General features: G+C 40.2%; 10 protein-coding genes. All 10 read left to right on the top strand.

The features are described 5' to 3' along the window. Position 1: 1 nt before the first annotated feature. On the top strand, positions 2–3,844 hold the full coding sequence (locus tag B2746_RS03075; RefSeq protein WP_290790892.1) for a sodium:solute symporter family transporter: 3,843 nt from the start codon (positions 2–4) through the stop codon (positions 3,842–3,844). A 20-nt stretch (positions 3,845–3,864) separates the two neighbouring features. Then, the gene (locus tag B2746_RS03070) at positions 3,865–5,808 is read left to right on the top strand and encodes a cellulase N-terminal Ig-like domain-containing protein (RefSeq protein ID WP_290790890.1); all 1,944 of its coding nucleotides are present in this window, start codon (positions 3,865–3,867) and stop codon (positions 5,806–5,808) included. A 23-nt stretch (positions 5,809–5,831) separates the two neighbouring features. Beyond that, the gene (locus B2746_RS03065; protein WP_290790888.1) at positions 5,832–6,953 is read left to right on the top strand and encodes a glycoside hydrolase family protein; all 1,122 of its coding nucleotides are present in this window, start codon (positions 5,832–5,834) and stop codon (positions 6,951–6,953) included. 408 nt (positions 6,954–7,361) lie between these two features. Next, the gene (locus B2746_RS03060; protein ID WP_290790886.1) at positions 7,362–7,925 is read left to right on the top strand and encodes a helix-turn-helix domain-containing protein; all 564 of its coding nucleotides are present in this window, start codon (positions 7,362–7,364) and stop codon (positions 7,923–7,925) included. Between the two features lie 189 nt (positions 7,926–8,114). Continuing rightward, entirely contained in the window at positions 8,115–9,176 is a 1,062-nt protein-coding gene (locus tag B2746_RS03055; protein WP_290790884.1) for an efflux RND transporter periplasmic adaptor subunit, read from the top strand. A gap of 22 nt (positions 9,177–9,198) precedes the next feature. After that, positions 9,199–12,309 (top strand): efflux RND transporter permease subunit, encoded by a 3,111-nt coding sequence (locus tag B2746_RS03050; protein WP_290790882.1) that lies wholly within the window; start codon positions 9,199–9,201, stop codon positions 12,307–12,309. Positions 12,310–12,403: 94 nt separating this feature from the next. After that, on the top strand, positions 12,404–13,651 hold the full coding sequence (locus tag B2746_RS03045) for a TolC family protein (RefSeq protein ID WP_290790880.1): 1,248 nt from the start codon (positions 12,404–12,406) through the stop codon (positions 13,649–13,651). 27 nt (positions 13,652–13,678) lie between these two features. Then, positions 13,679–15,094 carry an MFS transporter gene (locus tag B2746_RS03040; RefSeq protein WP_290790878.1) on the top strand — a complete coding sequence of 472 codons (1,416 nt, stop codon included), beginning with the start codon at positions 13,679–13,681 and terminating at the stop codon, positions 15,092–15,094. Positions 15,095–15,184: 90 nt separating this feature from the next. Beyond that, positions 15,185–15,586, top strand: a complete 402-nt coding sequence (locus B2746_RS03035; protein WP_290790876.1) for an HYC_CC_PP family protein — start codon at positions 15,185–15,187, stop codon at positions 15,584–15,586. A 96-nt stretch (positions 15,587–15,682) separates the two neighbouring features. Further along, positions 15,683–16,255: a DUF3347 domain-containing protein gene (locus tag B2746_RS03030; protein WP_290790874.1), complete on the top strand. Its 573-nt coding sequence runs from the start codon at positions 15,683–15,685 to the stop codon at positions 16,253–16,255. Positions 16,256–16,257 lie beyond the last annotated feature (2 nt).

Below are 16,257 nucleotides of genomic sequence, written 5' to 3'. Positions count from 1 at the left end.
TATGAAGAATTTAGATTTTATCGTAATGGTCATATTTGCTTTATTAATATTTTGCATTGGTTTAGTTTTTACCAGGAAGGGAAGCAAAAGCGGGCAGGCCTTTTTTGAAGCAGGCGGAGAAACTCCCTGGTGGATCAATGGTCTTTCTTTATTTATCAGCTATTTCTCTGCAGGTACTTTTGTGGTGTGGGGTTCAATTGCCTACAAGCATGGCTTAGTGGCCAATGCCATACAATTAACCATGGCAATCAGCGGATTGATTGTAGCCTTGTTTATTGCTGCAAGATGGAAGAGAACCGGTGCAAAAACTGCTGCTGAATACCTGGGAAAAAGATTTGGTCTGAAAGCACAACAATTTTACACCTACCTGATATTAGTGTTAAGCCTATTTAGCACGGCATCTGTTTTATATCCTGTTGGTAAGATGGTTTATGTAGCTACTCCTTTTTCCTTAGAGGCCTGTATCATTACTATTGGTTTGATTATTGTTTTGTATACAGCAGCGGGTGGCTTATGGGCCGTGCTGGTTACCGATGTGGTGCAGTTTGTAATTCTTACTGCTTCTGTCCTAATTGTTATTCCAATTGCGTTCAACGAAATTGGGGGCGCAGGAAATTTATTGAATCAGGCACCCGAAAACTTCTTCCAACCATTTAACGAAGACTACACGTTGGGGTTTATGTTAGCTTTTATTGTTTATCAAACCCTTTATATTGGTGGAAACTGGTCCTATGTTCAGCGATATACAAGTGTTGCAACAGAAAAGAATTCGCGAAAGGTTGCCTATTTGTTTACAATATTATATTTTATCAGCCCTTTTTTATGGATGATCCCGCCTATGATTTTCCGTATTATGAGTCCTGATTTGAAAGGATTGGAATCAGAAGGTGCCTACATGATGTTGTGTCAGAAAATTCTTCCTGCCGGTTTAATTGGTTTAGTGCTTGCCGGTATGATCTCAGCAACTTCCAGTAAGGCTAATACAACTATTAACCTGGCAGCTACGGTGTTTGCTACTGATCTGTATAAAAACCTGATTAGACCGAAAGCGGCTGAAAAAGAACTTATTTTTGTTGCACGAATCTTTACGCTGTTGTTTGGTATCTGTACAATAATTCTTGCCTTACTGATACCTCTGATTGGCGGTATTGTTGAGTTCGTTTTGAGTCTTGCTTCAATTGCAGGTGGTGCTTTATTTGCGCCCATTATTTGGTCGCTGTTTTCTAAACGGCAAACAGGTATTTCTCTTGTTACCACCTCAACTGCAACATTACTCATCAACCTGTTTTTTAAGACACTCAGCCCCTCTTTGTTTGGGATTAAACTTAACCGTGCAGTAGAAACCGGCCTGGGTGTTGGGTTACCCTTACTTATCCTTTTATTTTTTGAACTCTATTATGCATGTAAAGGAAGAACGCATACTTCCGGTTACATAGTTAGCGACAACGGTTCGGATACTAATAAGAGCAACAGAACGGAAGATGCACATAGAGAAGCTGAAAAACAAAACATATTTGGTATTCGTGTTATATCTCTTTCAATGCTGGTTGTTGGAGTCGGTATTATAATTTTAGGATTGCTGGCTAATGACTTTTCCTGGGTAGTGATTTCTGTTGGTAGTTTAATTTTGATTATAGCTGCCTTTGTATGGAAGGCTGCCCATCAGAGAAGCCGGATGAACGTCATGTTCATAAAAAAAACAGTGCTTCTACTATGCCTTTTTTTATCGTCGCAGTTTTATGCAAAGGCACAACAGGAAAAGACACAACGGCTTTGGTATAACAAACCTTCCGAAGAGTGGCTTCAGGCCTTGCCAATGGGTAATGGTTTTATTGGAGCAATGGTGTATGGCGGAGTAGCGCAGGAGCATATTCAATTCAATGAACTTTCCCTATGCACAGGTACCACTTCCAGTATGGGCTGGTATCAGCCTTTTGGAGATCTGTATTTGGATTTCTCTGTCTCAGATTTTTCCAATTATAAAAGAGAATTACTGCTCAATGATGCCATACATAAAATAACCTATCAGGTGGGTGATGTTCAATTTACCCGGGAATATTTCATCAGTTATCCGGATCAGGTAATGGTAATGCGGATTTGGGCCAGCAAACCTGGCCAGATAACGGGTAAGGTTAGGTTAAAGGATGCTCATCAGGGCACTATTATTGTGGAAGGAAATGAAATTAGTGCTTCTGGTAGGCTGGAAAACAATATGGCCTATGAGTCCCGATTAAAACTTCAAATTGGCGGAGGTGAACTAAAATCAGATACATCAGGTATTTCAGTGATTGGTGCCAGCAGGTTGACCTTGTATTTGGTGGCAGGCACTTCTTTTGTGAATGATCACAGGCAGAATTTCCAGGGTGAACACCCTCATAGAAAGCTGGTGAATCGAATGGCTACCCTTTCAAAGAAAACCTACAAACAACTCAAACGCACCCATGTAACTGATTTCAGAAAACATTTCAATCGGGTGGAATTGAATTTGGGTAACACGCCCCGCAAATCAACCACTGATAGATTATTGGAGTATAACAAGGGCGTTTCGGATCCGGCACTGGAGGTTTTATTGTTTCAATATGGCCGGTATCTTTTAATCAGCTCTTCCCGTCCGGGTGGTCTGCCCGCCAACCTGCAGGGTATTTGGAATGATTCCTACAAACCGGAATGGTATTCGCAATACACTACCAACATCAATATTCAGATGAATTATTGGCCGGCGGAAGTAACCAACTTACCAGAGTGTCATTCCCCTTTATTTAAATGGGTAGAAAACCTGGCGGCAGTTCAAAAGAAATCTTCCGATCCTAAGTTAAAAACTCCTTTTGGCTGGATTGCTTACAGTACCAATAATTTAATGGGGGGGCCTTCCACCTGGGGTATTCATCGTCCGGGTAGTGCCTGGCTGAGTCAACATTTTTGGGAACACTTTGCATTTAACAGAGATACCAGCTTTTTAAGAACAAGCGCTTTTCCTATGCTCAAAGATGTGGTTGCCTATTGGGAGAATCACCTGGTGGAAGGTCCGAAAGGATTCTTGATCACGCCTGATGGCTGGTCGCCTGAGCATGGTCCTGGTATGAAAGAGGGTGACAGAACTCCCTACCCGGGCGTTTCATATGACCAACAAATTGTTTATGACCTGTTCACCAACTTTATTGAAGCCTCGGAATTGCTGAAAGAAGATTCTGCTCACCGGCTTCGCATCATATCCATGCGTGATCGATTGCTGGGCCCTCAAATAGGCAGATGGGGACAATTACAGGAATGGATGGATGATGTGGATGATCCCAATGATAAACACCGGCACAATTCTCATTTGTTTGCCGTACATCCGGGAAGGCAGATTAGCCCGTTTAAGACACCTGAATTGGCAAAGGCAGCGTTGGTATCCCTTAATGCCCGGGGAGATAAAAGTACTGGCTGGAGCACGGCCTGGAAAATCAATTTATATGCCAGACTACAGGAGAGCAACCGGTCTTATGAGTTGATCCGTCAGTTATTCAGGCAAAACATACTTCATAATCTTTTCGATACCCATCCGCCATTTCAGATTGATGGAAATTTTGGCTACACAGCTGGTGTTGCAGAAATGTTGCTGCAAAGTCATGCAGGGAGCATTCATTTATTGCCTGCCCTGCCTTCGGTTTGGAAGAATGGTTTTGTAAAGGGTTTGAAAGCAAGGGGCAATGTGGAAGTAGCTGTTTATTGGAAAAATGGACAATTGGAAAAGGTGATTTTAAAGGCTGCTAAAAGCGGAACCTACCGTATCCGGTATGCCAACAGGGAGCATACTATTGAATTGGTAAACGGTAAGCCTTACCAGTTCAATAATTTGTTTTAAAAGCTTAAAAAATTTCTATAATGAGAGTGCGTCTTTTTAAGTTCGTGTTATGCTTTGCAATACTACTATCACAGGCGGTTCAGCTTCAGGCACAATCCAAGGCGCTGAGGACGGTATTGGTGAACCAGGCAGGCTATAATACCGGAGAATCTAAGCGATTTGTGGCCTGGGGTGTTGCTGATGGAACTGATTTTGAAATCACGGATGTTCAAACAGGACTTGTAGTGTATAAAGGAAAGATAAAAGGGTATAGCGGAAATTTTTCCCGCTTTAATCCTACATCAAACAGCCAAACAACGTATGTGATAAAAGTACAGGGACTGGCGCCTTCTGTTCCTTTTCGAATTGCTCCCTATTTTCTGGAACTTCTTTCTTCCAGGTTAGCGTATGGATTTTTTATTGATGTGCGGGGTTCTACGAATCCGGTTCATTCCAATGAAGCAAATGTGTATGGCGGAGGTCCGTCAAGGGATGGTGGTGCATGGGGATTAGAGACGGTATTTGAAAGCATGTTCTATGCTTCCAATCCTGCTTTATTTGATAATTGGAAAAATGAACTTGGGGATGGAGAAGTACCTGATTTAATTGCGCTTATTCTATGGCATGCAGAGTTTGCCTACCACCATGTAAAGTACAACGGACCAATAGGCGACAGGAATGGATGGGTAGGGTATGAAGGCACAGAAAAAATGACCTATGATTACTGGAATACACTGGATCAGCTGGCGGCTGTTTGTGCAGCATACCATAGCTTTCTGAAGCCTTATCTGTCGGAAGATAAATATAGAAAATACAGACAGGTTTGTTTGGATAAATGGATCGCATACGATCGGCACAAGGTGGTTCGGTACTGGACATACAGTAATAAATGGGTAGACTCGGGTTACCAGGAATTTAATGAAATGGGCAATGCATTTGGCCAGTCGGTTTTCAGTAACCTCTTCATGTACCTGACAGAGCTTAATGAAAAAGACGGCAAGCCGGATCAATTTTTAAAATGGGCGCAGGAAAGTGCTAATGATATAATTAAAAACTGGGATTTCAATAACATCCGCCATATGTGGTGGATTCGCAACGCCGAACATATTACTCCCCAGGCACTGGCTTTCTTTCTGCTAACGGCACCAGACAAGGCACCTAAAGGAAGTAAAGAAAAACTGCAGGACTGGATGAAGCATATCCTTTCCAAAACGGAAAATCCCTGGCAGTACCGCGTGCACAGCAAAACAGAATGGGCACATCCCAAAACAAAAGAATTAGGCGGTGCACCGGCTTTGGGCGGCAGTTTGTTTGCTGCTTCGTATATATTGAATAAGCCGGCTGTAAGAGAACAGGCATGGTCACAGGTAAATTTTGTTTTTGGCTTAAATCCCTTGGGTGCCCATTTAAGTAATAAAAGTAAAGAGAGGATAGAAATTGGTGGTTATTGGGAAGGAGTTGAACACGGATGGCCGCAGGCCCATCCTGATGGGTATGGATTACTGGGCCTGGTGAGGGGTACCCTGGATGGATCGCCGCTGGATAGAGACTTCCCCCGCCTGCATACTGATACGATTACAAATTTGGTGGATACCACTACTGATAGAATCGGGAAGAATGCCTATGCAACGGAAGGCTGGGCGATCTCTAACAGGGGTTGGATGGCTACCATCACTTTTTCAGCATTACATAGTACAAAGGTCAGTTTTCTGAATGCTGCGGGAAAGGAAATAACAGTAGCAAAAAAAGGCTCAAAAGTTTTTATACAGTTGAAAGCGCCCCTTAATATACATCCTGATAAAATTGATGAGGGGTGGGTAGAATTAAAAGAAGGCAATGGAAAGGCGGTTAGATATAAGGTTAGGGAAACAAGCATGAATAGCAATACATTCAGAACCACAATTTCTGTTCAAAAGAATATGGTGTACAAAGCATCCTATGGATATTGGGGATTTAAAAAAGAAGCAGAATTAATTGTACACTAATCTTCCTACCTAATTTTTATATAATGAACCGAATCAACCTGTGTTTTTCAGCACTTCTCCTTTTTTTAGCTGCATGCAGTGTACTAAAGAAGCCTGATACAAATAATAGTAGTTCAATGGGTGATATAAATATTGCCGCTATGGTTCAGCCTATCCCATTGAACAATAGATTTATAGACAGTTCATATAATATTTGGTGTGGATCGGTTACAAAAGGAGAAAATGGAAAATTTTATATGCTTTATTCACGCTGGCCAAAACATACCGGCCACAATGGGTGGATTAATTTTTCAGAAATCGCATTAGCACGGGCAGATAAACCAAACGGCCCATATAAACATATAAAAGTAATTTTTTCTGCCAGAGGAGAAAATTATTGGGATGGAGCCTGTACCCACAATCCGGCAGTAATACAGTACAAGGGGAAATATTATATGTTTTACATGGGCGCCAATGGTTCAGCTGAAATTAATAAGTTATCTAATCAATTTGGTGAAGAAGCCTGGTGGGCCAGAAGAAACAGTCAGCGTATTGGGCTTGCAGTAGCTGATGATCCCGAAGGAGAATGGCAAAGAAGGGATGAGCCCATTTTAAATGTTAGTCTTGATAGTACAGCATATGATGCTATGCTTGTATCAAATCCTGCACCCACAGTAGATGATAAAGGACGTGTTATCCTGTTATATAAACAAGTAGAAAAAAATGGCACCATGAAAGGAGGTAAAGTGCGATTTGGAGTGGCATTTGCTTCCTCCCTTACTGGCCCCTATATCAAACATAGCAAACCAATATTTGGATCTGCGGATGCGGGTAAAGAATGGATGGTGGCGGAGGATCCTTATATATGGCATTATAAAGGGACCAATTATGCGATTGTGCGTGATGTAATTGGCAAGTTCACCGGCGATAAAGGTGCTTTAGCATTAATGACCTCTGCAAACGGTTATGATTGGCAACCAGCTAAACACCCAAAAGTAATTGGAAGTAGAATTTATTTTGAAGACGGTACAATTGCTAAAGATCATTTGGAGCGGCCCTGCTTATATTTGGAAAAGGGAGTTCCCCGTTTTTTATTTGGAGCTATGGGGCTGGATCCTTCTCGTTCCCATTCCATGAATGTTTGTGTTCCGCTAAAACAGGAATAAGACAGCACCGTGAATATCTACCTGGTAACCGGTGGCAGCAGGGGATAGGGGTAAATGATCTTGATTGCAGCATGAGCAATATCTTATCACTCCATGCCATGCAGATTTGATCCTGCCCTGTAAATAATGGCTATAGGCTAAATCCCAGTTTCAAATAAAATAAACAGGAATTTTCCAAATTGGTAACTGGCAGATTGATAAATAATCGCCGCTTATAATTTTCCGCCTGATTACTCATGAGGTTTGATTTATTTGGTCCTTGCATCTATTTTATGCATTCTCGCCAACACTAGTTTTTTAAGCAGTGCCGGATCCAGCGCTAAACTAAAATTATATACAATTTTCATGGAATAATATAACAATGCCGATTTTTATTTCCTCTTATTTTGATGTACTAAATTTTAGCATATGTACGGCAACCGCAAGTTCATCATAAAAGGCATGGTTTGTCAGCGATGTATAAAAACGGTAGAAAATGTATTGGAGGAAGGAGGTTTTGAAGCCATTGAAATACAACTTGGAGAAGTAACTCTAACTGGTTCAATAGGTGCGGAAGAAGCAACTATATTGGAAGAAAAGTTAAAACCTTATGGCTTTAGCCTGGTGGAAGATAAAAGGGGAAAGATGGTGCAAATGGTAAAAGCACTATTAAAAGAAGTGTATGGTGGTGATTATGATTTTCCAAAGGCTTTTCGCTTTTCTGATCTGGTCCGAAAACGACTTGGGACAGAATACGATAAAATAAGTACTTTCTTTTCTGAAATGGAAAAGACGACGATCGAGAAATACCTTATTGAGTACCGAATCGAAAAAGTAAAAGAGTTTTTGGTATATACGGAAGAAACGCTGGCTGATATAGCTTTTAAATTAAACTTCAGCAGTGTGGCGCATCTCTCACGGCAGTTTAAACAGCAAACTGGTTTAACTCCTACCTACTTTAAAGAGATACGCAGAAAGAAGCTTGTAAGATAAAGTTAGATTCATGTTCTGCATGAAAATGTACGAACAGCTACGCCGGGATGATTTATTCTTTTCAAACTAGTACGTGAAATCCTTTTAATTGGCATCTGGAAATAATATAATTCTTACAGGCTATAGTATAACATTTCCACATGTATCACCATTTAGTTTTGTGTATCAATCAAAATTAAATAGTAATATATGCAAACAAATAAATGGAATCATTTTATTGCTGCAATAGTAGTGGTGGCATTATCCGCCGCATGCTCTTCCAAAGCATCAGATTCAAGGAAGGTTGAAGATAAAACAACAATACCGCCCGCGTTACCGGTAGATGTAATTATTGCAAGCGAAATAACTTTAGATCAAACTGAAATTGTAGCTGGTTCTATTGTGCCTAATCGCACAGTAGATATTATGAGTGAGTTATCAAGGAAGGTTTCATACGTTGCTTTTAAAGATGGAAGTTATGTAAGCCAGGGACAATTGTTGTATAAATTAGATGATTCAGACATCCGTGCTAAACTCCGTCAGTTGCAGGCAGATTTAAATCTTGCTCAAATTATTGAACGTCGTTTATATGAATTACTAAAAACAGAAACTGTTCGACAGGAGGAATATGACATTGCTTTGGCTAAAGTACAATCATTGCAGGCAGCAGAAGAGATTTTGCGGGTTGAATTAGCTAAGACTTCTGTCAGAGCCCCTTTCTCAGGTGTTATTGGTATATCCAAAGTTTTTGCCGGTTCACTGGTTTCTCCTGGGTTACCATTGGTTAATTTACAGGAATCGGGAACATTAAAGATCCAATTTAATGTGTCAGAAAAATATTTACCATTGATTAATTCAGGTAATAAAATTTCATTTACAACTGAGCAGAATAAAGAACAAGATCTCGCAACTGTTGTATCAACAGAAGCTGGTGTGGACCTTCAGTCCAGGAATATTACGGTGCAGGCCATTATCAATAAACCTTTGGGAAAATTAAAAGCTGGCATGTCTGCTAAAGTTTTTTTCAAAACAACAAAAGATAATGAAAAAGGAATTTTTGTTCCAACAGAAGCCCTTCTTCCAGGAGCAAGTGGGTATAGCGTGTTTTTGGTTAAGAATGGTGTCGCAAAAATAACAGAAGTAGCTGTTGTTAATCGGAACGAAAAGGCCGCAAGAATCAGTACGGGTATTGCCAGTGGAGATACTGTAATGATATCAAATATGTTACGTGCAGGTGATGGAATGCCAGTATCTGTTGTATCCATCAAATAAGTATCCATCAAAATATTAAACCATGAGTTTACCGTCAATAAGTATAAAAAAGCCGGTTCTGGCTGCTGTATTTTCTGCACTGATTGTTATCGCAGGACTGGTAGGGTGGCGTTATCTTGGTGTTAGAGAGTTCCCGATGACTGAACCTCCCGTTATTTCTATTATTACATTTTATGCAGGAGCAAGTCCTGATGTAATTGCATCAAAGATTACCAAGCCCATTGAAGAATCAGTTGCCGAGGCCAATGGTGTTAGAACAATTTCATCCGAATCAAGGGAACAGGTGAGTGTGATATCTGTGGAGTTTAACCGTGACGTGGATTTGGAAGACGCTTTGAATGATGTAAGAGATAAAGTAGCTAAATCTAAAAGCCAGATCCCAGCCGATGTAGATCCTCCAATTGTAGAAAAGGCGACATCACCCGATAACCTGGTAGCTTTCCTTGAAGTTGAAAGCGATACAAAAGATATAAAGGAGGTGAGTCATCTGGCATCAACTGTAATTAAAGATCGTATTCAATCTATTCCCGGCATTCAACGTGTAGCCATAGTTGGTGAACATAAATATGCCATGCGCTTACGTTTCGATCCTGTAAAATTAGCGTCTTATCAGTTAACACCTGAAGATATTCGAATAGCACTGGCGAAAGAGAATATTGATCTCCCCTCCGGACGTATTGAAGGCAGCAGCAATGAACTTAGTGTTCGTACCCTGGGTAGGCTGACTACACCTGAAGAGTTTAATGAAATGATCATTAAACAAACTGCTAACGCTGTTATTCGGTTAAAAGAAATTGGATATGCAGAGCTGGGTGAAATGAATGAACGTAACGCAATTATCAACGAAACAGGTGGTAAAAATGCAATTGGTGTGGGCGTAGCTATACAAATCCAAAGAGGTGCAAATGCGATTAAAGTAGTGGATGAGTTTTATAAACGACTGGAAGTTCTGAAAAAAGAAATACCCTCAGCGTATCGCCTAATTGTTGGATTTGATTATACCAAACCGGTTCGTGAATCAATCAAAGAAGTGGAAGAAACTTTACTTATCGCTTTTGGTTTGGTGGTGATCATCATTTTCCTTTTTCTTCGTGACTGGAGATCAACCATCATTCCGGTAATTGCAATCCCGGTTTCTATACTATCTGCTTTCTTTATTATGTACATAGCTGGTTTTTCTATTAATGTTTTAACCTTATTGGGATTGGTGCTGGCTATTGGTTTAGTGGTGGATGATGCAATCGTAGTGCTTGAAAATATTTATAAAAAAGTGGAAGAGGGCATGTCTCCTGTACAGGCAGCTTTTGCAGGCAGTAAAGAAATATATTTTGCTGTAATCTCTACAACTATCACTTTGGCTGCGGTTTTTATGCCCATCATATTTATGGGTGGTATCAGTGGACAGTTGTTTAAGGAATTTGCTATTGTGGTGTCTGGTTCAGTATTGGTATCTGCTTTTGTAGCGTTGACATTATCGCCCATGCTGAGTGCGTATCTTTTGAAAAAGCAGGATAAGCCAAACTGGTTGTATCGTAATACAGAGCCGTTCTTTATCATATTAAATAACGGATATGCAACATGGTTAAAAGGCTTTATGCGTTATCGCTGGTTAGCATTTGTATTTCTTATTGGAACTACCTGTTTGATTTACTTTATTGGAAAAAATTTACCTAGTGAATTAGCGCCAGTTGAAGACAGAAGTAATATGAGTTTGATAGCAATTGCCCCGGAAGGTGTTTCATTCGATAAAATGAAACAAAATATGATGGAGGTGGGTAAGTATGTAAATGATTCTACTGATGGCTTATATCAAACTTATTCGATGGTAGCTATTTCTTTTATACCTGCTCCGGCTCCAACAAGTTTTGCGGTACAATCTATTTATTTAAAAGACCCAAAAGAGAGAAAAACGACAATTCAGCAGCTCTATAATCAATATGGAATGGCTTCGGGCAATTTCAGGAATATTTTATTGTTTCCTTACCTTCCGCCAACCATAGGTACCCGTTATGGTGGTGGTATGCCAATACAATTTGTATTACAAGCCCCCGGATTAGATAGCATTTCTTCAATATTGCCTAAGTTTTTAAATGCAGCCAGACAAAGTAAGAAATTGATGTTTGTGGATGCAGATCTTAAAATAAATAAGCCTGAATTAACAATTAATATTGACCGTAAAAAAGCAGCTTTAATTGGAGTATCAATTCAGGAAGTGGCAAGGGCATTACAATTATCGTTTTCCGGTCAGCGTTATGGATATTATTTACAAAATGACCGCCAGTACGAAGTAATTGGACAAGTTGAAAGAACAAACAGGAATGATATTAGTGACCTGCGTGCTGTTTATGTTCGTTCTGCCAATGGACAAATGATCTCCCTGGATAATCTGGTTACCATTGATGAAGGTATTAGTCCTGCTGCCATCTACCGGTACGACCAATATACTTCTGCAACCGTGTCCGCCGGTCTGGCTCCAGGAGTGAGTTTAGCCGATGGTATTAAGGAGATGGAGCGAATTAAACTTGAAGTTTTAGGAGAAAATTTCAAAACAACATTAGCCGGCCAGTCTCGGGATTACCAGGAAAGCCAGGGTAATATCAATTTCACATTACTTCTTTCATTGTTACTTATCTATATGATCCTGGCGGCGCAGTTTGAAAGCCTTCGTGATCCGCTGATCATAATGCTAACAGTACCTATGGCAGTAGCAGGTGCATTGCTGAGTTTACATTGGTTTGGCCAAAGCCTGAATGTATTTAGTCAGATTGGTATCATTACGCTGGTAGGCTTGATCACCAAAAATGGAATCCTGATAGTAGAGTTTGCGAATCATTTAAAGGAAACTGGTATGCCAAAGCTTGAAGCAGCTATTCAGGCGGCGGAACAACGTTTCCGTCCCATCCTAATGACTTCATTGGCAATGATATTTGGTGCGCTACCTATTGCTTTAACGAATAACAGTCGGCAATCCCTGGGGATTGTAATTGCAGGGGGGTTGCTGTTTGCCGGTATTTTAACCCTGTTTATCATTCCGGCGGTGTATTCCTATTTCTCTTCCCCCAAAATAAAGATGAAAGTGGAGGAAGTTACTCCAATTGGTGATACTCATTACAAATTACCTGATCATAAATGAAAAAGTTATGAAACAATATATTCAAAAATTATTGATACTATCGGCATTAGTAATATGTGCTGAAAATTTGAAATCTCAAGTTAAAAGATTGAGTTTGCAAGAGGCTTTTCAGATTGCTGCTAAAGGAAACCGCCAGTTACAGATTAAATGGCTTGAAAGTGAAAAAGCAGGGGTAGCAGTAAAGGAGGCTAAAAGTTTCTTATTGCCTACGATAAGTGCTAATGGGGATTATTCATTATATGGTGAAAGACCTGTTATCTATTTAAGGAATGAAAGCAGTTCTCCTAAATTAAATGCTGTAAAATTTGGAGGTCGGCTAGCCTTTGACGGTAGTATTGTGGGGAGTTATTCTCTCTTAAATCCTGTTGCCAAAAGTAATATCCGTATGGCTGGTATAAATGAGCAGATCAGTAAGCAGGAAATCAATAATACAGAAGAAAATTTGGCGCTGAATATTGCCCAATTATACTTTACCGTTTTGATGAATAAAGAGCAGCAAAAAGTGCTGGAGCAGAGTTTACTGCGTAATCAAAGGGCATTGAAAGATTCCCGATCCTTATTCCTTCAGGGAAAAAGTTTAAAAACTGATACGCTGAGCAATTATATTTCTGTTCAAAATCTTCATGCTGCTATCTCAGCTTTGAAAAACAATATGGGTGTTTTGTCTGTGCAGTTAAATCAACTAATGGGCCTCGAAGACAGTGTACAGTTGGAATTTACAGACAGTATCACTTTAACAGAACAAACATTTAAGGTTACCGGTGTTGGTCTTTCAGTTGCCATGGATAACCGTAAGGACCTAAGGATCCAATCCTTAAGAATTGAGCATTCAAATGAATTAATGGTTAATGCAAAAGCTGGATTTAAACCTCAATTGTTTGCCATAGCACAATATCAGGTACAAAACCAGTCGGATAATCTGAAGTTCGGGAATTATAGTTTTCCCCGTACTTCTTTTGCGGGTGTTCGATTAACGGTACCGATTTATTATGGAAATCGTTTAAAGTATAAATCCATGCAATCTAAGTTGAATATAAAACAAAATGAAATTGCTTTGGCAGATTTGAAGAAAAGTATCCAGACAGAATTGGTATCATTAAATGCAAACCTTATAGAAGCATACGACCAATGGAACATACTGCAACAAAGCGTAGAAGCTGCCCAGATTAATTATACAATGATGAATGACCGGTACTGTAATGGTTTGGGTAACCGGCTTGAGCTTACGGATGCTGAACTGGCATTAACGAAAGCGAAACTGGACCAGTTACAAGCTGCATTCTCCATTCGGCTGATTGAATTACAATTAAAAAGAGCAATGGGCATATTACAATTAAATTAAGATCTAAAGCAGTTAAAAAAATAATCAATGCAAACATCATCCTTAGCTTCACAAACAGCTTACGAAAAAAGGTGGATAGCCCTGGCGCTTTTATGCACGGCTCAGTTTATGGTAATCATGGACACTTCTATTATTGGGGTAGCTTTACCTGCAATTAAAGCAGAGCTGGGTTATTCACAAGGCGGACTGCAATGGATCTTTAATGCCTATGTTGTATTGTTTGGTGGCATACTTTTATTAGGCGGAAAACTTTCGGATCTTTTCGGTGCCCGTAAAATATTTATGTGGGGTTTTCTAATTCTTACTGCAGCTTCATTATTAGCGGGAATCGCATGGTCTCCCGAATCTTTAAATACCGGGAGAGCCATACAAGGTTTAGGATCAGCATTAATTGCCCCAGCTGCAATGACATTACTAATGACTACTTTTACCGATCCAAAAGAATTGGGAAAGGCTTTTGGTTTTTGGGGTGCATCCGCAGCGGCTGGAGGATCTGCTGGTGTTTTTTTGGGTGGTGTTATTACTGAATGGTTAGACTGGCGTTGGATATTTTACATCAATATACCAATTGGGATACTTGTTTTATCATTTTGTAAAACTTACCTTTTAGCCGGTAGAAAGAACACTGGTAAAGTAGATTGGACGGGAGCTATACTGGCAACCAGTGCATTAAGCATACTGGTGTATGCTATCGTGTCGGTTGAAAGTGCTGGTTGGGCTTCTGTTCAAACTTTAGGTTTATTAGCTGGCTCTCTGTTATTCTTCTATATATTTATTTCTACACAGAAAAAAGTTACCAATCCATTATTACCCTTGCACATTTTTAAAGTGCCCAATTTGTCAGCAGGTAATATTGTAACCGGTTTATTGGCAGCAGCTTGGATTCCGCTATGGTTTTTCCTCAATCTCTACCTGCAACAAGTATTAAAGCTGAATGCTTTTAATAGTGGGCTGGCTTTATTACCTATGACAATTACTATTATGATTGTGATGGTAGGGTTTACCGGTAAGTTTGTTGCTAAATATGGTTTTAAAGCTAATCTGTTGGCGGGATTGATTTTTCTAACCATTTCATTGATTGTATTTAGTACGGTTTCTGTAAATGGTACTTACTTAATGAGTGTATTACCGGCTTCTATATTGGGTGCATTAGGTATGTCGTTAGCTTATATTCCTGCCACCATTGCATCAATGTCTGGTGCTAAACCTGATGAAACCGGTTTGGCATCCGGTATTGTCAATACGAGTTACCAGGTTGGGTCGGCATTGGGATTAGCGATTATAGCTGTAATTGCTGCGGCTGTAACAAAATCATCCGTTGTCAGTGGTGCACAGGAAACTGTTGCGCTGAATGCCGGCTTTAAATTTGCATTTATTTGTGCTGCATTACTGAGTGGTTTGGGCGTATTGATTGCAGCAGCCAGAATTAAGCAACCAGGATAATTTGTATTATTATTAGTCTATTGTAACCCCGCTATTCAGCGGTATTTTTTATTAACTCAATTTCTTAGAAATTCCTACCTTTATTGCTGAATGAAACGCTTCACTATTTCTCTGCTCCTTCTATTGTATATGGCGGTATCTTCCGGGTTTACCGTTCATTTACATTATTGCATGGGTGAACTGGTGGAATCAAATCTTTCACATTCCGATGAATCAACCTGTGGTGGATGCGGAATGGAAAAAGATGATCCTTCAGCGGATGGTTGCTGCAAAGACGAACATAAGGTCCTTAAGGTTGATCAGGATAAGAAGCTTGCGGAGCTTGCTGCCGCCAAGCAAAAGCTGATGAACGCTGATCAGGATCAACTTTTTTCAGTTGTTTCAGCAGAAAGTATATCTGTGACTCCAGTATTTCAACTCCCTTTTTCCAATGCCCCACCACAACAGGTAATTGTCCCGCATTATCTGTTTTACCGAAATCTTCGTATTTGATATATTTATCTATTTGATAGAGCCTGATCCCAATCAGGCTAAAGGCATTTCCTGCCGTTTAAATTCTTCCATCTTTCCAATTTAATTATTCAACGCATGAAATCAGTTTCATTAACTGCATTTGCAGTCATTCTATTATTGGTATCCGCCTGTAATAACAATACCGATCAACAATCAGATAAGGCAACAACTACTGAACCTCCCACTAATCAGCCTGCCAGTTCTACACTTGAGCCGATTTCCACACCGTTAACTGACGTGTATGCGCATTATCATCACATCAGCTTCGCACTGGCCAAAGATGATGCAGTGGAAGCCAGCAACGGTGCCAAAGCTTTGCAGGTTGCTATCGCGGAAGTGGACAAGTCTGGTATGAACGCTGAACAGCAACAGGTACTTGCAGCTCATGAAGCGGCGCTGCAGGAACAGGCAGCCGCTATTGTGAATGCAGGTATTGATGAGCAGCGCAAGCACTATGAAAAATTGGGAGAAAGTCTGTATCCCCTGATGAAGGCCTTTAGGTCTGATAAGCCCTTGTATAAAGCCTACTGCCCGATGGCCTTCGATAACAAAGGAGCCAGCTGGATCAGTACCAGCAAGGAGATCAACAACCCCTATTTCGGTGAAAAAATGCTTACCTGCGGCGAGATCCAGGAAGAAATAAAATAAGT

Source organism: Flavihumibacter sp. UBA7668 (assembly GCF_002483205.1).
Taxonomy (GTDB): Bacteria; Bacteroidota; Bacteroidia; order Chitinophagales; family Chitinophagaceae; genus Flavihumibacter.
Note: the sequence above shows the minus strand (reverse complement) of the source record. Positions and strands in the feature narration are given on the sequence as shown.